The 21,768-nt window shown below is 42.1% G+C and carries 11 protein-coding genes; 4 read left to right on the top strand and 7 right to left on the bottom strand.

All coding sequences use genetic code 11. From position 1 onward, the window contains the following. Nucleotides 1-127 precede the first annotated feature (127 nt). Together V7K61_RS29415 and V7K61_RS29410 are read right to left on the bottom strand one after the other, a co-directional pair. Nucleotides 128-3,229, bottom strand: coding sequence for a phosphoenolpyruvate carboxylase (locus tag V7K61_RS29415; protein ID WP_335059035.1), 3,102 nt, complete (start codon nucleotides 3,227-3,229; stop codon nucleotides 128-130). A gap of 84 nt (nucleotides 3,230-3,313) precedes the next feature. After that, the gene (locus V7K61_RS29410) at nucleotides 3,314-3,568 is read right to left on the bottom strand and encodes a hypothetical protein (protein WP_335059033.1); all 255 of its coding nucleotides are present in this window, start codon (nucleotides 3,566-3,568) and stop codon (nucleotides 3,314-3,316) included. A 458-nt stretch (nucleotides 3,569-4,026) separates the two neighbouring features. Here V7K61_RS29410 and V7K61_RS29405 point away from each other — a divergent pair, with 458 nt between their 5' ends. From V7K61_RS29405 to psbA, 3 genes are all read left to right on the top strand, one after another. Continuing rightward, complete coding sequence (locus tag V7K61_RS29405; RefSeq protein ID WP_335059031.1) at nucleotides 4,027-7,041, top strand: DUF1574 family protein; 3,015 nt, start codon at nucleotides 4,027-4,029, stop codon at nucleotides 7,039-7,041. Nucleotides 7,042-7,184: 143 nt separating this feature from the next. Next, nucleotides 7,185-8,684, top strand: a complete 1,500-nt coding sequence (locus V7K61_RS29400; protein WP_335059029.1) for an MBOAT family O-acyltransferase — start codon at nucleotides 7,185-7,187, stop codon at nucleotides 8,682-8,684. A gap of 353 nt (nucleotides 8,685-9,037) precedes the next feature. Then, entirely contained in the window at nucleotides 9,038-10,120 is a 1,083-nt protein-coding gene (psbA, locus tag V7K61_RS29395; protein ID WP_335059108.1) for a photosystem II q(b) protein, read from the top strand. A 381-nt stretch (nucleotides 10,121-10,501) separates the two neighbouring features. Here the strand turns inward: psbA and V7K61_RS29390 are convergent, their stop codons facing one another. Beyond that, nucleotides 10,502-10,837, bottom strand: coding sequence for a hypothetical protein (locus V7K61_RS29390; RefSeq protein WP_335059027.1), 336 nt, complete (start codon nucleotides 10,835-10,837; stop codon nucleotides 10,502-10,504). A gap of 771 nt (nucleotides 10,838-11,608) precedes the next feature. On the opposite strand from V7K61_RS29390, the gene V7K61_RS29385 reads away from it, so the two are divergent. Continuing rightward, the gene (locus V7K61_RS29385; protein WP_335059025.1) at nucleotides 11,609-12,601 is read left to right on the top strand and encodes a metal ABC transporter solute-binding protein, Zn/Mn family; all 993 of its coding nucleotides are present in this window, start codon (nucleotides 11,609-11,611) and stop codon (nucleotides 12,599-12,601) included. A 365-nt stretch (nucleotides 12,602-12,966) separates the two neighbouring features. On the opposite strand, the gene V7K61_RS29380 is transcribed toward V7K61_RS29385, so the two are convergent. From V7K61_RS29380 to V7K61_RS29365, 4 genes are all read right to left on the bottom strand, one after another. After that, on the bottom strand, nucleotides 12,967-13,464 hold the full coding sequence (locus V7K61_RS29380) for a DUF427 domain-containing protein (RefSeq protein ID WP_335059023.1): 498 nt from the start codon (nucleotides 13,462-13,464) through the stop codon (nucleotides 12,967-12,969). Between the two features lie 109 nt (nucleotides 13,465-13,573). Beyond that, a complete protein-coding gene (locus tag V7K61_RS29375; RefSeq protein ID WP_335059021.1) occupies nucleotides 13,574-15,172 on the bottom strand; it encodes an HlyD family efflux transporter periplasmic adaptor subunit in 1,599 nt (532 codons plus the stop codon). Nucleotides 15,173-15,259: 87 nt separating this feature from the next. After that, entirely contained in the window at nucleotides 15,260-18,271 is a 3,012-nt protein-coding gene (locus V7K61_RS29370; RefSeq protein WP_335059020.1) for a peptidase domain-containing ABC transporter, read from the bottom strand. A gap of 825 nt (nucleotides 18,272-19,096) precedes the next feature. Beyond that, complete coding sequence (locus tag V7K61_RS29365) at nucleotides 19,097-21,535, bottom strand: beta-propeller fold lactonase family protein (protein WP_335059018.1); 2,439 nt, start codon at nucleotides 21,533-21,535, stop codon at nucleotides 19,097-19,099. Nucleotides 21,536-21,768 lie beyond the last annotated feature (233 nt).

Genomic DNA, 21,768 nt, shown 5'->3' with positions numbered 1-21,768 from the left:
TTGTCATTAGTCATTAGTCATGGGAAAGACTTGTTGCAAATTATCACTTCAGTTACCTTGTCTCTCCTGCTCCTCTGCTCCCCTGCTCCTCTGCTCCCCTGCCCCATGCCCAATTCCCAATTCCCAATCAACCTGTATTTCTCATCCCGGCTGCAATACCATTAATAGTTAACAATGCTCCTCGCAGTAACTCGCCTTTGCTGTAACGAGAATGAATGACTCCAGAAGTAGCAGCAGTATTTTGGGATTGTCGTAGACGCTTGAGTAGTGAAACTTGGATAAATCCCAAGGGGACAATTGTCCCATTACGTAACTGCACAGATCGTTGCAATACCGGATCGCCATCTAACAGTCGATTGTGATCGGTGATTTTTAACACCAAATCCCTTGTCAGATAGAACTCGCTAGCAATTTGGTCAAAAACCTTGGCAAAACGAACTTGATCTTCTGGTTTTGAGAGTTCTTGGACGTAGTGGTGTGCCATTTGCATATCTACTTTTGCCAAAGTCATCTCGGCTTTAGAAATCACCATCTTGAAGAAGGGCCACTTAACGTAAAAGTAGCGCAGTAATTTCAAGTGTTCTTCTGGCTCTGCGTTCAGGAATTCTTGTAAGGCTGTGCCAACGCCATACCACGAAGGAAGTAAAAAACGAGTTTGCGTCCAGCTAAATACCCAAGGAATAGCTCGCAGACTGCTTAAATCTTTCTTACCAGATGGACGGCGTGCGGGACGGGAACTAATTTGGAGTTGGCTAATTTCTTCAATGGGGGTTACTTCGTGGAAGAAATCAACAAAATCAGGCTGTTCGTAGATTAAAGCTCGATAATGTTGACGCGATCGCGCTGCTAATTCTTCCATAATTTCATTCCAAGGTTCAATATCATCAAACCCTGTTCGCAGCAGGCTGGCTTGAATCACCGCAGTGGTGATGGTTTCCATGTGGTATAATGCCAAGTCCACCAAGGAATATTTGGAAGCTAAAACTTCTCCTTGTTCGGTAATCTTGATTCGCCCATTAATACTATGACCCGGTTGAGCCAGAATCGCTTCGTAAGCGGGCCCGCCACCGCGTCCCACAGAACCGCCGCGTCCGTGGAAAATTCGCAAACTTAGATCGTAGTTTTCTGCTATTTGTTGCAGTGATTTTTGAGCTTTATGAATTTCCCAATTGCTGCTTAAAAAACCAGAGTCTTTGTTGCTGTCAGAATACCCCAGCATTACTTCTTGCAAGTTTGTGGGAAGTGGGGAGGAAGTAGGGGAGCAGGGGAGCAGGGGAGCAGGGGAGGCAGGGGGGGATGAGTTTTCATCCACAACACTCTCTGCTTTTGTCTGTTCGTAGCCGCCGGCTAATAAAGCACGATATAAGGGGAGTTCAAACAGTTTCCGCATAACGCTTCTGGAGCGTTGTAAATCTTCGACTGTCTCAAATAGGGGGACTACTTGAATAGTTCCGACGGCAATGGCGGGGTCAAAAAGTCTGGCTTCTTTGGCTAACAGTAGTACTTCTAGCACGTCGCTCACGTCGCGGCACATGCTGATAATGTAAGTTTGGCAGATATTTAGACCAAATTCTTGTTGGAGCGATCGCACGACGCGAAAGGTTTCAATGACATCGTTGGTTTTTTCCGAAAATGGCAATTCTGCCGGAATTAATGGCCGACGGGTTTGCAGTTCTCCTGTGAGCCAAGCAACTCTTTGCTCCTCGGATAGTTCGTTGTAAGGTTGAGGTAATATTTGCAGATATTCCAGGATCTCATTCAGCGCGTCGGCGTGGCGAGATGATTCTTGGCGGATATCTAACTGTGTCAAGTTAAAGCCAAAAATTTCTACCTGACAGATGAGATTTTCTAATTCTCGACAACTTAAACCTGTTTCTGTCAAGTTGCGCTGAATCATGCGCAGTTCTGCTAAAAAATCGGCTCCCGAACGATACAGGGGGCTATCTTGATTTGTCGGCGTTTCCCGATTGTACAAAGCGAGATTGCGATCGCGAGTATTTTCCAGCCGTTTCAGTACGTAAGCCAGTTTCAGCCGATAAGGTTCTTGTCGATAACGCAGTGCCAGTGCGTCGTAAACTTCACTCAAATGGGACTGATCCAATTCTAGAGATTCCAGTAAGTCTGGTAAAACATCACTCCAATGCATCGACACACTCAATAATTCAATCAGATTTTTCACTGACTGAATATATCTCCCTAGCACCATTTTGCGCTGATAGCAAGCTGTTTTCCAGGTGATTTCGGGTGTAACTGATGGGTTTCCATCTCTGTCTGAGCCTACCCACGAGCCAAAAGAGCAAAAGTTTTTACTCGGTGGTTCTAGCCAAGGAAAGGTATTGGATAGAGTGTGTTTGAAACGTTTATACAGTTGGGGAATGCCATCAAATAAAACTTCTTGGAAGTAGTGCAGGGCATAATCTACTTCATCTAGCACTGTGGGTTTGAACTGGTGAAGTTCGTCTGTACGCCACCACAGGCGAATCTCTTCGAGCAATTGTTCGCGGACATCTACTGCTTCCCAAGGATACGCTCCTGGCGTAGTCCCAGAGTGATTTTCCAAGGTATCCAGTTTTTGCAAAAGTTGTACCACCTGTCGCTGCTTATCGCGGATGGTATGACGAACAATTTCCGTCGGATGCGCTGTAAAAACTAAGCGTACATCCAGATGTGCAATTAAACGTTGAATTTGCTGGGGTGGTACATTCAGTTTGAATAAATAGGGAAACAAGGCAGCAAAAGTACCTTTTGGTTTGACTTGCGCCTTTTCGAGATAATTCTTTCTGAGGAAGGCTGCTGCTATTCCCTTGCTAACAGGCGCGTCATCTTCTCTTTGATTGGAGGAATAGTTAACATTAGACGGTGTTTCCGGCTCTATTTCCTCTGTTTCTGCTTCATAACGGCTCAATTGCTGCCGTTGTTCGTATTCCTGCTCTATGATGTTAATCAGCTGAAAATACAGAGCGAAAGCACGAGCCGCGCGTATTGCTTCGTTGATATTTAGTTGTTCAATTAATTTGACGGCTGAAGATGCTTGGTCATTTGTTGCTTGTCCTTCTGGCGAACATAAATCGCGCAACTGACGCAACAAGTCCACCATATTTTGACCACATTCTTGCCGGAGAACTGACTCCCACAATTCTTCCACTACCTGGAGACGATGGCGCAAAAATAATTCTGACACCGGGTATATATCAGCAGTTTGAGACGAAGAGTATAAAAGGGAACCCATATTCTCTATTCTTGTAAAGCTAATTACTGTTTACGGTTCTAGGTTTTGCACTTAATGCTCACCGGGTTGTTCCTGAGCAAATAATTATTTAGTGTATATCTTCTCATCTTGATTGATTTCGGGTTCATCTGGGAAGTCTAAATTGGGTAGGCGATCGCCTCGAAATAATTCTTCACTAGCTTCTCCTACGGCTTCTAGTGCTCTTACTGTGGTTTTTCCAGTAATCAGCAGCAGTAATATAGACGCTGTACCTATTTGTAAAAGGAACGATTGAGGAATGGGAAATAAATCCAGATTGGATGCGGGTTTAGCTGAAGACTGTTGGTTGGTAGGAGGCATTGCTAATTTTTGGTTATGGGAAGCATGAGTAAGAAAAAGTTAGGAGTTATGAGTCAGGAGTTAGGAGTTAAGATGACTCCAACGATAAAGGAAGGGAGTTTAATGAGATAAGCTTATTGTTTGTTTCGCCCATCAGGGGCATTAGAGCAGTGGGACGCAAATCCGACTTTCAAGGAAAAGTTATCAACCAGTCATATAGAATTATTCTGACTCCTGGCTCCTAACTTTTAACCCCTAACTCCTAACTTCTGATTTTTGACTCCCTATTAGTAAAATAAACGCAAAACTCAACATTAGTCAGACTTGCAACCTATACAAGACTATCTTGTCCGATTTTGTGAGCTACGAAGGTAACAAAATTGTTAAAAAAAAACGTCAGAGTGTGATAGACCTATGGTTCTAGTTTACAAGTGCAGGCACTATCCCCCAACCATCGCTTCCTGTAAAGTTAACTGAGCATGAAAACAGTATTACCAGATCGCCAGCAATCCCTAGTGCAATGGGTGAGCCAAGCAACAGGGATCAACACTTTCGGAGTGAAAGTCCGGTTGCGGGGAAATGACCTTCATATTCTTTGTGAAGGTACAGAATGTCCGCAGCGTTGGCGTACTTTGTCTGATTTGCTGCAAGCACTACAGCAAACAAACTTAGATATCCTCACAAGCAGCGAACAAACTTCAATATATCAAGTATTTGTCTATGGCCGCAGAAAAGGGGAACAGCGCCCCTCATGGTGCCATCGAGTTCACTTGAATCAAATAGATAAGCATCTCGATCAGGTGCAACAAGCGCTGCTAGCAGACTCGGAAAAATCAAAACAACCGGGTGGGGCGCTAATTGTCTCTAACGAAAGTTTGGCACGCCAAGGCAATCCAGAAGCGATCGCTCGATATCTGAGCGAAACTCTGAGTACGCTAGGTGTATCAGTACAAGTAAAGATTAAGCTATATAAGCCCAAGAATTCTCAGCCAGAAGAAAATCGCCTGTGGATATTTTGCCAGTCAAGCTATAGCCCTGATGCATCGTTGCTTGCCGAACCGATAGCACAAAAGTTGCGTTATCTCAAGCTTTCCGGCTACCAAGATGCCGTAATTGTTTCTCAGGTGAGCGGCGAAACTGCCCCTGATTGGCTGTTGCGGGTAGATTTGACGCCACCAGAGGTGATGCTGAAGGAGTGGGCGCGTTGGGGAGATATCCAAGCGATCGCGCGATTATTAACTGAGGTACTATCAGGGTTAAAAGTTGGTGTCCAAGTTTCTTTGAAAGAATCAACGCTACATATTTTTTGTATCCCAGCTTTCGATCCTTTAGGAACTGCCCCAATTCCAGATAAGGCAGTGTGCTTAGAGGCAATTTTACCGCAACTAGAAGCGATCGCTCCTCAAGGCATTCTCGCCGCCACTATATACGGACAAAAAGCAGGCGACAAGGAACCTACTTGGATTGATTGGCTGGCTTTACCCGCAGCCAACTATCCCACCTTTGCCTTATCACCACTAGATTTGGCAAATACTGGCGATGAACCAGCAATGGTATTTTTACTAGAGCGCTTACTCAATCCTGATTTGGATTGGCGACTATTGACAGGTGGAATTCGCGTACTTCTACTGAACAAAAATCGTTTATTGCACATTATGTGTGATGCACCTGTTTGTCCACAACGACAACAAGTAGCAAGTAAAATTACGCAGTTTATCCGCCAGTTAAAAATTTCCGGTATTATGGGAGTACGTATCTACGGTCGCCGGGCTGGGAATAAAGAACCTTTTTGGCATTATGGCGTCGATCTTGAACATCGCCAACGTTTAGTACCAGAAGCAACCCCAGAATTTGCTGCTACTTCTATATACATTAACGATTTAGTAACATCTGAGACTAGTGAGCCAATTTTGCGCCCAGACTTAACGACAGAAGAAGTTCAAAATTTTGTAACAGAAGTAGCGCGAGATTGGATAGCAACGGCGAGTTCAACTGCGAGAAAATTCCTGTTGAAAAGCCAGCTATTTACCGAAAGCAACGAGTCAGCAGAACCCAATCACGATGTTCAAGGAATTAAAATTGCTCTGGTTTGGGGAACACTCGGATTATTGCTCACCCTCCAAACTGATTGGGTATTGGGTCGAATTATTGCACTTAATACGCCCACGCCAAAAGTAGCTAGTGCTACCCTCCCATCTTCATCTTCCGAGCCAAAGGCATCTTTGACATCTGGGAAAAATCAGACTGAGAAAACAACATTTTTTAGCAGCACTTCCAAAACAAAATCTCCTCCAAATCAGAGTTCTGTATTTAATGCTTCGGAATTTACCCAGAGTGATGATACCCCAAAAAATAATTTAGCAGCCGCACCACTGAAGGAAAAAGCAACCGCAACAGCTATTCTTTTAGCAGCGCGATCGCAGATGCCAAGTTTTAATGTCAGGCAGTTAGACGAGCAACTAGCACTCTATAAACAGCGTTTAGCGAGAACTGGTAGTCCTCCAGATGTATTGATTATTGGCTCCTCCCGTGCCCTCAGAGGAGTAGATCCCGCAGCACTTTCTAAAGCTTTAGCAACTCAAGGCTATCCAAATCTTGACGTGTTTAACTTCGGGATCAACGGTGCTACAGCACAAGTTGTAGACTTTGTGATTCGTCACGTACTAGAACCATCAGAACTACCCAAAATAATTATCTGGGCAGATGGGGCGCGTGCTTTCAACGGTGGACGCGAGGATATTACCTTTAAATCGCTTGCTGCATCCGTTGGTTATAAGCAATCATTCCAAAAAACAGCAACCACTGCAAATAGCAATGATTTACCAGAAAATACAGTAAATTCGGAAGAACAAAAGACAAACGAAGAAAAACAGGAAATTAGTACTTATGAAGCCGTCAATCAGTCGTTAAATCAGGCTCTAGCATCTGTTTCTAGTAGCTATCAAAACCGCGACCAAATTAAAAGTTTACTGCAAAAACAACTGCTCTTATTTGGTAAGAATCAGACAGTTGCATCACAAAAACAGTTGACAGACGGGACTTCAGATGAAAGTATTTCCCAGCAAGCCGTTGACTTTGATGGCTTTCTACCCTTGTCTATTCGCTTTAATCCCGCGAGATACTATCAAAAACATTCTAGAGTTCCCGGAAATTATGACAACGACTATAAATCTTTCCAAGTAGAAGGACAGCAAGATACTGCTTTTCAAGAAGTGCTTCAGTTTACCCAGTCTCAGAAAATCTCCTTAGTGTTTGTCAATATGCCTCTGACGGCAGATTATTTAGATCCAGTGCGTAAACAATATGAGCAACAATTTCAGCAATATATGTTGCGTTTGGCTACTAATCCCAACTTTATTTATCGTGATTTGAGTCAACAGTGGCCAAAAGTAAACGATTTCTTTTCCGATCCTAGCCACCTCAATCGGTTTGGTGCATACGAAGTCTCGAAAAAGCTAGCTAACGATCCGATGATTCCTTGGCCAGTGAAGTAGGGAGATGGGGGAGCAGGGGAGGCAGGGGAGGCAGGGGAAGAAGAATTATCGATTAATACCCAAAGCCTAATGACAAATGACAAATGACAAATGACAAATGACAAATGACAAATGACAAATGACAAATGACAAATGACTAAAAAATGAACTTTATATCAATTTTTTATGGGCTGTTCCTATTAAGTGTGTTAGGAATTTACTGGTCTTTAGCACAACATAAATTGCGATTGTGGACGCTGCTAATTGCTAGTTTGGTTTTCTATTCATCTTTGCACATTCAATACATACCATTACTATTAGCATTAACGTTTATCAATTTCCGTATAGGGCTGGAAATTGGTAACAACACATCACCAGGAAAACATTCTCTTGACTGGCAAATTTCTAATGAAGAGTGGCAATTTGCTCAAGTTGATTGGAATCGTCGCCGTCTAAAAGTTTTGTGGGTGGGTATAATTCTCAATGTTTTGCTGCTATTAGCTTTTAAGTATTTTACCCCTTTATTCAAGTTTGTTTTTCATGTCCAAACAAACTCACCAGATAGCTCTTTTAAGTTAATTGCACCTTTGGGAATTTCATTTTTCACCTTTGAATGTATTGCTTATTTAATAGATGTCTATCGCGGTGCCCCTGCTACTGATAATTTTCTTAAATTTGCTACATACAAATTATTCTTCGCTAAACTGATTTCAGGGCCGATTACGCGCTATCACAACTTAGCAAATCAATTTAATACACTAGAATTACCTAGTACTAGTAAAGTTGCTGAAGCGCTGTGGTTGATTGCTAGGGGCGCAGTCAAAAAAGGTATTTTTGCAGACCACTTGGGAATTTTTGTAGATTTATGTTTCGGTAATTTGCAACGGGCCGGTAGTACGGATCTCTGGTTAGCTACATTCGCTTATGGTTTGCAGTTATATCTAGATTTCAACGGTTACGTAGACATTGCCCGTGGTAGTGCTATGCTTTTCGGCTTGGTTCTACCTGAAAATTTCGACTTTCCTTATTTCAGCACCAATATTTCCGAATTTTGGCGGCGCTGGCATATAACTCTGGGAGATTGGCTACGTAACTATGTCTACTTTCCGTTGGGTGGTTCCCGTCGGGGTTTAGTCCGTACCTGCTGGAATTTATTTCTTGTGATGCTAATTGCTGGTATCTGGCATGGTGCTGCTTTGGGTTATGTCGTTTGGGGTATACTCCACGGATTAGCTTTGGTGGTTCATCGACTTACAGATTCTATAAGCGATCGCTTTGAAAATCTAGAACAATTCTGGCAAAATCCTCTAGGTATCTTTGTCGCTTGGTTCTTAACTCAACTGATGGTTTTTACCTCTTGGATTTGGTTCCGTCTACCTAATCTCCAAGACTCTTCTTTGGTAATTCGACATCTTTGGGGTTATCCGGCTGACGCCCAGTTTGCTGAAAAGGTCTATGTGGAAGCCTTAAATATGAGCCAATCCCAACTCGCTTGGGTACTTATAGGTTTAGCAGCTCTTATGGCTGTAGTCTATGCCTTCAATCGAATGCTGAAGTTAGAGTTTAACTGGCCTATTAAGCTTGTATTCGTCCCTCTATGTTTTTACGCTGTTTGGTTATTAGCTCCTGAAGGCAGTTTGCCCTACATTTACTTTGATTTTTAACTGGACTATCAGACAATATAGAGCTTATTATTTAGTTACAAATCGACAAGACTTAAAATGTTTTTCATCGGCTAATTGTAAAGAAGTGTAAAGGTAGATAGCTAGGCGATCGCGTCATTCAAAGTAATAGCTATATTGTATTTACAATGGCTTAAAAAGCCTCAATCCATTACTTTCATGACTATTGTTTATAGTAGAAAAACTTTACAGTTTGATGAGCTTTGTTAAAGTATTTTATTACAGAGTATTAAGTCACAGTTCGCGTCAAAGTAAATTCATGTAGACTGTATTTCAACAAGCAAAAATAAATAATGCTTGTTCCATATTCAACAACCCATAGCACTTATAAAACCATGACCACAACCTTACAACGGCGCTCCGACGCTAATGTATGGGATCGCTTTTGCGAGTGGATCACCAGCACCGACAACCGTATTTACATCGGTTGGTTTGGTGTTCTCATGATCCCCACCCTACTAGCTGCTACAACTTGCTTCGTGATTGCTTTCATCGCTGCTCCTCCCGTGGACATCGACGGTATCCGCGAACCAGTTGCAGGTTCTTTGATCTACGGAAACAACATCATCTCTGGTGCAGTTGTTCCTTCTTCAAACGCTATCGGCTTGCACTTCTACCCAATCTGGGAAGCAGCTTCCTTAGATGAGTGGTTGTACAACGGTGGTCCTTACCAGTTGGTAGTTTTCCACTTCTTGATCGGTTGTGCTGCATACCTCGGTCGTCAGTGGGAACTTTCTTTCCGCTTAGGTATGCGTCCTTGGATCTGCGTAGCTTATAGCGCACCTTTGGCTTCCGCTACCGCAGTATTCTTGATCTACCCAATTGGTCAAGGTTCTTTCTCTGATGGTATGCCTTTGGGTATCTCTGGAACCTTCAACTTCATGATTGTGTTCCAAGCAGAACATAACATCTTGATGCACCCCTTCCACATGTTAGGTGTGGCTGGTGTATTTGGCGGTTCATTGTTCTCAGCAATGCACGGTTCTCTAGTAACTTCTTCCTTGGTGCGTGAAACCACAGAAACCGAATCCCTTAACTACGGTTACAAATTCGGTCAAGAAGAAGAAACCTACAACATCGTTGCAGCCCACGGCTACTTCGGTCGTCTAATCTTCCAATACGCTTCCTTCAACAACAGCCGTTCACTGCACTTCTTCCTAGCAGCATGGCCTGTCGTCGGTATCTGGTTCACCGCTTTGGGTATCAGCACGATGGCATTCAACCTGAACGGTTTCAACTTCAACCAATCAATCATTGATTCCCAAGGTCGCGTTATCAGCACCTGGGCAGATGTAATCAACCGCGCTAACTTGGGTATGGAAGTAATGCACGAGCGTAACGCTCACAACTTCCCCCTAGACTTAGCTGCTGGTGAAGTTACTCCTGTAGCAATGACTGCTCCTGCTATCAACGGCTAATACTTAAGTATTAGCTAAATAAAAAGCGCCCTCCAGAAATGGGGGGCGCTTTTTACGGCTTTTGTGGAACATAGCTTAAATAATAGCGTTTTTATCCCTCCCTTAGAAAGTGGCGATCGCTTAACCTGCCACGAATTTGAGCGTCGTTATACAAAAACCTATCCCACTAATAATATTTTGAATATTTTGTGAATCCAGATGTGGATAGTGATGTTATGTGAACCTGACATAATATCATGTCCGTATAATTAGTTATGATTCCCAAAGTCATTGCACCCCACCCCCAGCCCCTCCCCGCAAGCGGGGAGGGGAGACAAAGCGCAGCTTTGGCGGGGTGGGGTTCTTGGGGTTTAGTAAGTAATCAAGCGGACATGATATAACTCATTTTGCAACTTTTCTTTTCCCAGATATTAACTCTAGCTTCGGAAAATAACGCTGCCAGATTTGCCGCCCTAGCAAAAGTAGACTGATAATTTGCCGCACTTGTTGAATTTGTATTTGTAGCGCTTGATTTCTCTGCCGTAAGTTATAAATATTCTGTTGGCTGAGATAAATATTTTCGGGTGCTTTATTCAGTGCTGCATTGGTACAACTTTCATAGGCGGTTAACCTATCTGCTATATATGCTAGCTGCTGCTTAAGTTGCCACACCCGCCAAGCCACATAGAGTAGTACCAGTGAAATCAGGGTGTTAATTATGACAACTAAAATTACCATTGTTTATCTTGACTAATATTAGCTTTGAGGAATTGTTCTATATACTTGATTTGGCTCTTATTTAATCATGAAGAAATTAAAGGATAAAATTTGTGGCACAAAGTACATCTGTATTCTGGCAATAAAAAGTAGTTAGATAATGCTCTAAGCGATATTGAAAGACTTTACTAGGTGAAAATTAGTGTAACAAAGGCTGATGGCTAAAAAATCGCCAATTTGCCAATTTTGTAACAATGATATGTCCACTCCTCGCAAAACCACAGCTACAATTGCCTTAGATTCACGACTTGGTTTGCGAAATCAACCCGTATGCTCCATAAGCCCCATCATTACTACCTCCCACTCCTTAACCTGATAATCCTAGCCAATTTGAGAGCTTTGTGGGATGTAAGCACAATGGTATAGACCCTTCAACAGATGGTGAGAGAACTACACTACACTCCTTGGAGACTCTCCAGCATTGCCTTTATTATTGTGCTTCTACCTCTACCAGTTTTCCAGTCTGTCGTGTGCAGTTAACTAATATTTTGCCTGCAAAAACCTCACTAGTGGTTCACTAACCAAAAATTGCTGGGTGTGAACTTGGGAAACAGATAAGTGATAGAAGAGAAAGTCTCTTAATTCCTCTTCCCTTAACCTTTACCCCTTTCTTTGCCGAAGGCTTCCCCCTCAGCTATTAACCTCTTCCCTGCTGAAGACTTTCCCCTGGTATTTTACTAATACTTTACCAATAATGATTATCTTTTTTTATACATCCAGTAGGAGTTGAGGATGTCAAAAAAATCACCATTGAATAATTTCTTCCCAGCTATTCTTGCTGCCTTGACAATTGGATTTGTTGGGTGTGGAAATCAAGCTGTAAGAACTACATTCACTCAGACTAACACCCAGGTAAATGAGAATCTTCCCCAAGTTGTAGCGACTACAAGCGTACTGTGTGACTTAACCAGGCAGGTTGCTGGAAATACAGTTAACCTCACCTGCTTAATTTCTCCTACCGCCGACCCCCAATTTTATAAACCAAAACCGGAAGATCGTAAAGCCATTGAACAAGCTAATCTTATTCTTTATAATGGCTACAATTTTGAACCAAATCTGATCAAGTTAATTAAAGCGACTAAAAACCCTACACCAAAAATAGCTGTTGCTCAACTGGCAGTGCCTAAGCCACAAAAATTTCAGGCAGGTGGTAAAAATATAACCGATCCTCATGTTTGGCACAATACCAAAAATGCTATCAGAATGGTGGAGGTAATTAATAGTAATTTGAGAAAATTACAATCTAGTGATGCAGAGGCTTATAGCAGTAATACTAAAAAAATTACCAATGAACTCACTCAGCTAGATAGCTGGATTAAGTCAAGAATTGCCAGTATTCCTACCAAAGAACGTAAATTAGTTACAACCTCTGATGCACTGAGTTATTACGCCAAAGCATACCGTATTTCATTGGCAGGAGGATTGCAAAGTATTAATACTAATGAAAAACTGACGGCAGAACGAGTCAGCAATTTGGCTACCAACATTAAACGGGCTAAAGTATCAACGATTTTTTCTGAGGTGGAAATCAATCCTAATTTGATTCAATCAGTAGCAAGAGTTGCTGAAGTAAACATTTCTAACAGAAAGATATATGCTGAGGGACTTGGTGAACCAGAAAGCGACGCGGACACTTATCAGAAAATGATGATTGCCAATACACGCACAATTGTAGAAGGGCTAGGAGGGACGTATTTGATGTTTGAAACGAAAGCTGCTAGGTAGCTAGAACATCAATTCAGTAATCCTAAAAACTCAGTTTATTAGTAGTAAGTTGGGTTGAGGAACGTAGCTTGCTTCCCGTACCACTTCGTGGAAGCAAGCTACGCGTAGCGTCCCGAAGGGAAGGGTAGGGTAAACCAACATTTAATCCTTGTTTATGTTGGGTTTCATTGCCGTACCCCTACGGGGAAGCAAGCTACAACCCAACCTACATTGATAGATTTTATTATCCAAAATTAAAAATCGTTAGACTCAACGCTCACGACAAGTCCAAAATCTAAAATCGTTCGACTGAGCGTAGCCGTAACCCTCTGGGGAAGCAAGCTACGCGTAGCGTTCCGCAGGAAAATCTAAAATCCAAAATCGATTCACCATCCCCAAGTACCAGGAGCGCCTTTAAATGGCCCTACAATATCACTGGTTATCCAACCACCGTAGAAGTTACCTGGTTGTGGTTGCACCTCTTCGCCATTAACGTAGCATTTATCCATTAAATGAGCATAAAAAGCTACATAGTCCTTGATAGATTCAAAGACTGGTGTGGGTTTGGGGTAGAACCAGGCAGCATTATGGACTTCTTTATCACCAACTCGGATTGTGTAGTAACCAGCACTTCCCTTCCACTCACAAAAGCTAGATTGCGGAGTCATCTGTAGATATTCCATTTTGATATCCGCTGGGGGAATGTAGTAAGAAGGAGGATGACTAGTTTCTAAAACACGTTTGGGGCTGTGAGTATCTACAATTACTACTCCGTTAAAGACTATTTGGATATGTTTGCTTGTGTCCTCCAAAAGAGGAGGACGGGGATAATCCCAAACTGATTCTTGTCCAGGAGCGGGTTCGATGCGTTGAAAATTAACCATTATCAAGAGTGTGGAGTGCTGAGAGAGAAAAAAGTAATCAGTACTGATGTACTCAGTGAAGTAGCAACTCTCCTTGTAGAGTCACTGCGGTCTTTTAACTCAACCCTCTTTATCGTACCTCTTTAAGAGCATCAACTTGCTTGGTAAACAACTCCGTGAATAAACTAAGCACAGTCCGTTCTTCGCGCACTTTTATATTGGCACTGATGGACATACCTGATTGCAAGTTAACTTTTTTGCCCTTAATCACGAGGGATTGTTTATCTAATGAGACTTTTGCCGGAAATCTGTAAAACTGATGGGTTTGGTCTGGCGGTAATGCGTCTGAACCTATGTCATTCACTTTTCCCTTAATATCGCCAAACTCGCTGTAAGGAAAGGAGTCAATTCTGACATCTACTTTCATACCTTTTCGCACAAAGCCAATATCTTTGTTAGTGATGAAAACTTCAGCGATATAGTTTTCCTTGGGGACTATTTGCAACAGTTTTGTCGTTGGAGTTGCGACAAATCCAGGATTTTTTGCTTGCAAATCGAAAACTGTTCCAGCTACAGGTGCGCGGAGTTCTTGATATTTAACGTTTAACTGCGATTGAGATATTTTACTATTGACATCTGCCAAACGCTGCTCATTTTCCAGCACAACTTTCATGAATTGGCTATCGATTGTGGCAATCTGCTGTTTGTTTTGGGCTATCTTATCCAAAATGTTTTTATCAGAAACAGCCACCGTATTGCTTAACTCTTGTTGTCCTTTTTCTATATCAAACTGGAGACGTTTCAGTTCTTCACCTAGTTGCGCTACTTCTGCCGTGCGGTTTTGAACTTCTTGTTGCTGATTGAGATACTGAAGTTGAGAAATCCCACCTTCTTCTGCTAATATCTTCAGCTTAGTTAAAATTCCCTCTTGAATAGCTAAACTTGATTTACTATCTTCCAGCTTAATTTGATTTTGAGTCAGTTGTTTTTTGGTCTTTTCTACTTCTAATCGCGCTGCGGAAGACCGAGAGTCTAATTCCTGTTTGGCAACTCGGAGAAGTTGCTGCTCATCAATTCCTACTCCAGAATCTTGACCAGAATTTTTTAATTGAGTGCGGAATAATTCATTTTCTGCTACTAATGCTGCCCGACTTTTCAACAGAAAAGCAGTTTCTTGTGGCAAATTACCGCGCAAATATAACAGTTCAGAGCCAGTGCCCGTGCTTGCACCCATCAATCGGCGATAAATCTGGTTTTCTTTCATTAATGCAAGGCGAATTTTATTCAAAGAATTTAATTCGGCAACAGAGGCTATGGAATCAAAAGTTAGCAGTAAATCACCTGGCTTCACTTCTTGTCCATCTTTTACATTAACTGTTTTCACCACTCCGCTCACAGGAGCCTGAACTTCTTTGACTGTTCCTTGGGGTTTTAATTGCCCGGTTGCTGGCACTACTTGCTCAATTTTTGCAAAATAAGTCCAAGCAATACCAAAGCAGGCTAGCCCCACTAGTGTAATCATGATTGTACGCGACCAAATTGGAGATTGGCGCAAGACAATAGATTGCTCAAATTCCTGATTGTTTAAGTTAGTGAAAGACTCTTGAGCAGCCTTCTGTTGTTTTGTCAGTACCTGTGAATCGTGCTTCACTCCATTTTTGTGATTGCCGTTTTTGTGATTGCCGTTTTTGTGATTGCCGTTGAGGTGATTCCCATTAAGTTGAGTCATAACGATTTTGGATTTTGGATTTTGACTTTTTTGTAGAGTGGGCAATGTTTCCCGATGCCAAAAATCTTTGCCCTCAAGAATGACTAATTACAAGTTTACATCTTGTTGCTGATACAGGTAATAATAATGACCCTTGGTAGCCATTAATTCTTGATGGCTACCTTGTTCTATAACCCTGCTGTTATCCATCACAACAATCATGTCTGCATTACTGACGGTATTCAGTCGGTGGGTAATAAAAAATACTGTATCACCCTTGAATGCTTTGGCTAAGTTGAGACATATTTGCCGTTCTGTGGGATAGTCTAATGCGCTAGTTGCTTCATCTAAAACTAATAATTTTGGTCGTTGTAAAACTGAACGAGCGATCGCAATTCTTTGTCGTTGTCCACCTGAAAGTGCAGAACCCCGTTCTCCCACCCTCGTGTTGTAACCGTTGGGTAAGTTCATGATAAACTCGTGGGCGCACGCAACCTGAGCCGCTTCAATAATTTCTTCGGTTGTGGCATCGGGATTGGTTAGGGCAATATTTTCCTGAACGCTGCCGTCAAACAATAATGTTTCTTGGGGAACTACGCCAATTTGTCGTCGCAGCGAATAAAGTTCTACTTTGGCGATATCATAACCATCAATTAAAATTCTGCCGGACTCAGTTTCGTAAAGTCTCAGCAGTAATTTCATCATCGTACTTTTACCAGACCCACTTTGTCCGACAATGCCGACAAATTTCCCTGGCTCAAATTCGAGGTTGACATTAGAAAGTTGCAGAGGGCCACTTGTGCCAAAGCGGAAGGAAACATTTTCATATTTCACTGCTCCCTTAATGGTAGGTAAGGGTATATTGTAGCGGTCTGTTTCTCCTTCTTGTGGTGTATCGACAATATCGCTTAAACGCTCTAAAGACAAGGCTGTTTCTTGGAAGCTTTGCCAGAGTTGAGCTAAACGTAATATTGGGCTGGTCACGTAACCCGATATAATCCTAAAAGCAATTAATTCACCTAAAGTTAATTGTTGTTGCAGTACTAAATAAGCTCCTACCCACAAAACAAGTAAGCTGCTAAGTTTGTTGAGAAAGTTGCTCGTAGAGTTAGCGAGAGTAGAAGTCACAACTGTTTTAAAACCAGCGGCGACAAATCGGGCGTAACGCTCTTGCCAGGAAAAGCGCGATCGCAATTCGATATTTTGCGCTTTTACTGTTTGAATACCTGACATCACCTCCACTAAATAAGATTGAGTTTCGGCATTGCGTTCGGCTTTGGCACGTAACTGTCTGCTAATGGTGGGAGAAGCAATTAAGGTAATCACAATAAACACGGGAATTGTGCTTAAGCCGACTAACGTGAGTTGCCAACTATAAATCAGCATCACACCGATATAAACCACCGAGAATAGAGCATCTAACCCCACTGTTAAGGCAGTACCCGTGAGGAATTGGCGGATATTTTCTAGTTCGTTGATGCGAGTGGAAAGTTCACCCACCGGTCGGCGTTCAAAATAGCGCAGTGGTAGACGTAGTAAGTGGTCGATGATTTCCGACCCTAAACCCATATCGATCCGGTTAGTAGTATCGACAAATAGGTAGGTTCGTAAGGTAGTCAGCACTGCTTCAAATAGCCCGACTACTAATAGCAAAACCCCCAAAATATGTAGTGTGCCAATACTATTTTGAGTGATAACTTTATCGATAATTAACTGAACGACTAGCGGATTTGCCAACGCTGCCAACTGCACGAAAAAGGAGGCAATAAAGACCTCTATCAGGACTCGACGGTGCTTTGATAAATAGGGCAGAAACCACCGTAAACTAAAGCGCTCTTGGGGTGTTTGGTTGGTAGCAGTCAGCAGTAATACCCTAACTTTGGGCGGAAAGTCAGTCGGATCGACATCTAATTGTTCAATCAATTGAGCGGGTTTGCAGCGCACAATTCCTTGAGATGGCACACCGACAACCATCGTATTTGCATCCGCTTCATATAAAACGGCAAAATTATCACCGTAGCGAATCAGCGCTGGTGTCGGAATGCGGGTCACTGAAGCGACTGGTAACTCTATCAACTGCGCCTTCAGTCCGATTAACTCTGCCAGGTAAGCAGTAACTTGAAACGATATAGTCCCCTGACGTTTGACTTGCTCAGTTAAGATGCGGCGAACCACCTCTCGACGAAACGGCATTTCTAGGTACTTCGCGATCATTTGGAAGCAGGCGAAGGCTGAATTTAGTTCTCCTTTACCGCCAAAAAATGGGTATTTTTGTTTTGATGAGTTCTTTGAGTTTTGGGGCGCTGTCTGTGGAACTATTTCGTCTGATGCGTAGGGAATAATATCTAGGTCGTCAGCGCTATTTCTATCTACTCTAGTTTCAGTTACTGCAAGTTCTATCTCATCACTATCTTCTAAGATCAAATCTGACGGATGTATACCAAGCAACCGTGCGGGGTTTTGACCGATAACCTGAATCTTATCTCTGTCATCGTCTGATTCTAGGCGATCGCTAGGTGAAAAATTCGTGACTGTACCACCGCCACTCACAAACCAAACGCTTTTGCTATCCAGTTGGTGGAAGGGAGTTTTTCCTGAAGGGAGATAGTGTATTTTCGCCTGGGGTAAGGCTTTTTCTGCCAGTTCTCTGAGATTTAAAGTAGCGATCGCTTGCTTTTGCCAATAGGAACCGAGAATATCGAAAACTTCTACCAAATAACTGCGGTTCTTCCGAGCTTCGGCAAAAGCTGGGTATGAAGCCAGAAAGCTAAAATATGCTGATGCACTCAAGGTTAAACATACTACTTCGGTGGAAGCGATCGCTGTTTCACAAGCGATATCGCGTAACAAACCAATTTCGCCGATAATTTCCCCAGGTTGCAGTAATTTTAGGGTGATTGGCAATTGCGTCTGGGGGTCGTATCCCAACAGGCGCACTTGTCCCTCATAAATGATAGTGATGCGTTCCGGGAGACTTTCTTTACCGATGATTTTCTGGCCTATGCGATAGCGCCAGGCTTGCAGTTGTTCTGATAGATTAGCGATCGCTCCATCTGGCAACTGCTCAAACCCCTCTAGGGTGGTGAGAAATTCGGGAAAAGTGTTCTTAATATAAGTCATATAAAACGAGTTAAAGTGAGTAATTAAGTCGAAAATATTAGGGAGTATCTCTTTTACTAACAGTGGCAGTGTTTGGTTTTATGCCATCAGTGACAAGACTTCTGTGGAATTTAGGTGTTTAAATGTGTAACAGCACAGAGGGAAATTTAGTCTAATTGCAGACCTGTATTTATATCACACGGTTACGATTGTTACGCGTTTTTCAAAATAAAGCATACTGTAAATAGATCGACGACAAGTTATCACTTGGTTAACGCTACATAATTTATACAAAATTAAAATCAATATCAATCAATATTTAGTATTGCAACTATGCAATATGGATACTCATCATCAAACCAAAACACATAAACGTGGTTGTTAAATTTAGCGCTGCATATTTTACTTTATGATGGTCAACATGAAAATATCATGGATGCTTTCCTAAGTAAATACCCTAGTTAAGAATTATGTAATAAAAAAAACTTTAAATTTCTGAATTATTTTTTACAAATTCTTGAATACAGGTATTGACAATATCACTAATGGCGAAAAATAGGAGCTTTCCTCGTTAAACATCACCTATACCTATTTATGAAATAATTCTCCATCAATTTTTTGCTGGCTTAATTTAATAAAAATTAACTGGAAAAGTAAAGCTGAAAATTTTTTGTCACCCTAGATGAATCAACTATTAAATTTATGAAGGAAAGACGACAACTGCCTTCAGTAAAATTACTAGTTTAATTAATAGCGAGTCCATCTAATCGCTATGCATAAAATAACCTCATCCCGCAACCGGGATGAGGTTGTGTTATTTATCCAAGTAATTGCACGTAGTTGATACTAGGCAATATTGACACTCAAATTGATCTGCACAATCATATCGTTATAATCTTTATCACCACCATTGGCTAAATCTTCAAAACCAAAGGTGTTATTTCCCAACAGTCGAATGTGATCTACCTTATCTGAGTTAGCACCCAAAAATGAGAAGTAAATCTTCGGATCGTTATTGGCATTATTATCGAGAAACTTATCCGCTTTACCATTGATAATAATAAAGGGTGCAAATAGCGAATCAGTTCCGAAAGTGCTGGTAGATGTTGCCGAACCTTGATTGCTCACCGTCAAGTCAACGCCTGTAACACGTCCACGTACAGCGGCTTCGGCATAACCTGCTTGTCCAACAAGAATATCTGCTTTCCCATCGCTATTGGTGTCAATGCCACCATTTTCATCAGCCACCTGATAAAAACCGACAAAGTTGTTCAATGCAGCTTCTCTATAAACCTTGAAGTCAGCTTTTACCGATTGTCCTACACCCCGTAAATCAATCAGTTCGCCTTCCTTTTTGCCTTGCAAACTTGTACCCAAAGATATTTCTTGATTTGTTGCCTGAACCGTTACAGCAAAATTTTGGAAGTTGAGAGAAAAGCCTTCTTCTCCTGTGTTGGTATTTGTGGCTGAGGAAAAAACGATACTTGAAAAAGATGCTTTTCCAGACAGTACAGCCTGAGTAGTACTGTTGGATACGCTATAGAATCGGAGTTTGGTATCAGAGTCAAATTCTAAGACGTTATTCACATCGTCATGCTTGAAACCCTTGGGCATATTAGCAAGGGAGAAGAAAATCACCTTGGAGCGTAAAAGAGCAGCTTGTGTATAGCCTTGTGCACCAGGGGCTATGCCATCAATCTTACCTTCATCATCATCAACATTAAATACACACAGTTCATTCACCTCTTTAGAAGTGCTGGTTTTAATTTTGATGGAGATTTTTGCTTTATTGCCTTTAGTCTTCAGCTTAGTCTTGACACTAAAGATATCGCCTGTAATTAATGTGAATAGAGTCGTAGGAGTCTTTTTATCGGCAACCCCAAGCGTAAATATATCACTGGCTTCCTCTCCAGCAATATCTTTAGCAGTGACTTTGATGTTTAGATTACCTACATCCTTATTTTTGGGAGTCCCACTGAAGGTAAGAGTAGCAGGATCAAACTTCAACCAAGTAGGCAGTAGATTATCGTTTTCTAGAGTTGCAGTGTAAGTCAGGGTATCTTCAACATCTACATCGCTGAAGGTGTCAACTGGAAGGGTGAAGTTGAAGACACTATCTTCGGTGGTTTCTTGGTCAAGAATTTCATTTGCCACTTCTGGCGTATGATTGAAAGGCGCACTAAACAACGCCACCGCCGAGTCATCATATCCAGCAGTATAGAGATATTTGCCATCGGAGCTGAGAGTTACAGAAACCGCACCACCAAGTCCATCGACACCATCTGTATCATCTTTTTGAAATTCTACAAAACTTAGTTTGCCTGTGGTTGTATCCCGCTCAAACACCGCCACCGCCGAGTCATCATATCCAGCAGCATAGAGATATTTTCCATCGGGGCTGACAGTAATGGAAGAGACACCACCAAGCCCATCGACACTACTGATACCATCTTTTTGAACTTCGACAAAACTTAGTTTGCCTGTGGTTGTATCCCGCTCAAACACAGCTACAGCCGAGTCATCATATCCAGCAGCATACAGGAATTTGCCATCGGGGCTGACTGTGAGGGATTTAGCACCAGCAAGTCCATCGACACCATTTGTATCATCTTTTTGAACTTCTACGAAACTCAGTGCACCTGTGGTTGTATCCCGCTCAAACACAGCTACAGCCGAGTCATCATATCCAGCAGCATAGAGGAATTTGCCATCGGGGCTGACGGTGAGGAATTCAGCACCAGCAAGCCCATCGACACCATTTGTATTATCTATTTGAACTTCGACAAAACTCAGTGCGCCTGTGGTTGTATCCCGATCAAATACCGCTACAGCTGAGTCATCATATCCAGTAGCATACAGGAATTTTCCATCGGGGCTGACGATGAGAGATTTAGCACCAGCAAGCCCATCGACACCATTTGTACCATCTATTTGAACTTCGACAAAACTCAGTGCGCCTGTGGTTATATCCCGCTCAAATACTGCTATTGCCGAGTCACTATATCCAGATGCATACAGGAATTTTCCATCGGGGCTGACTGTGAGAGATTCAGCACCAGCAAGCCCATCGACACCATTTGTACCATCTATTTGAACTTCGACAAAACTCAGTGCGCCTGTGGTTGTATCCCGCTCAAATACCGCTACAGCCGAGTCATCATATCCAGTAGCATAGAGGAATTTTCCATCGGGGCTGACGGTGAGGGATTTAGCACCAGCAAGTCCATCGACACCATTTGTACCATCTATTTGAACTTCTACAAAATTCAGGATTTTCTGCGTCATATTTCCCTTGAGATTGCAAAATAGTTTGTAAAAGTAATGTTCTTTTCTAGCAAAGTGAAGAATGTACTATATAGCTTATTGTCTGATTTTTATTACAACATCAGTATATATACTAAGCAATTTTCCGCTTCTGACTGATGTAAGGGCTTGAGTGGCAATCGAATTTATACATACATAGTTAAAGTTATTACCCGCAAATAAAACAACCCCATCCCGGAAGCGAGATGAGGTTG

The sequence above is a fragment of the Nostoc sp. genome (genome assembly GCF_036918015.1).
Lineage (GTDB): Bacteria > Cyanobacteriota > Cyanobacteriia > Cyanobacteriales > Nostocaceae > Nostoc.
Note: the sequence above shows the minus strand (reverse complement) of the source record. Positions and strands in the feature narration are given on the sequence as shown.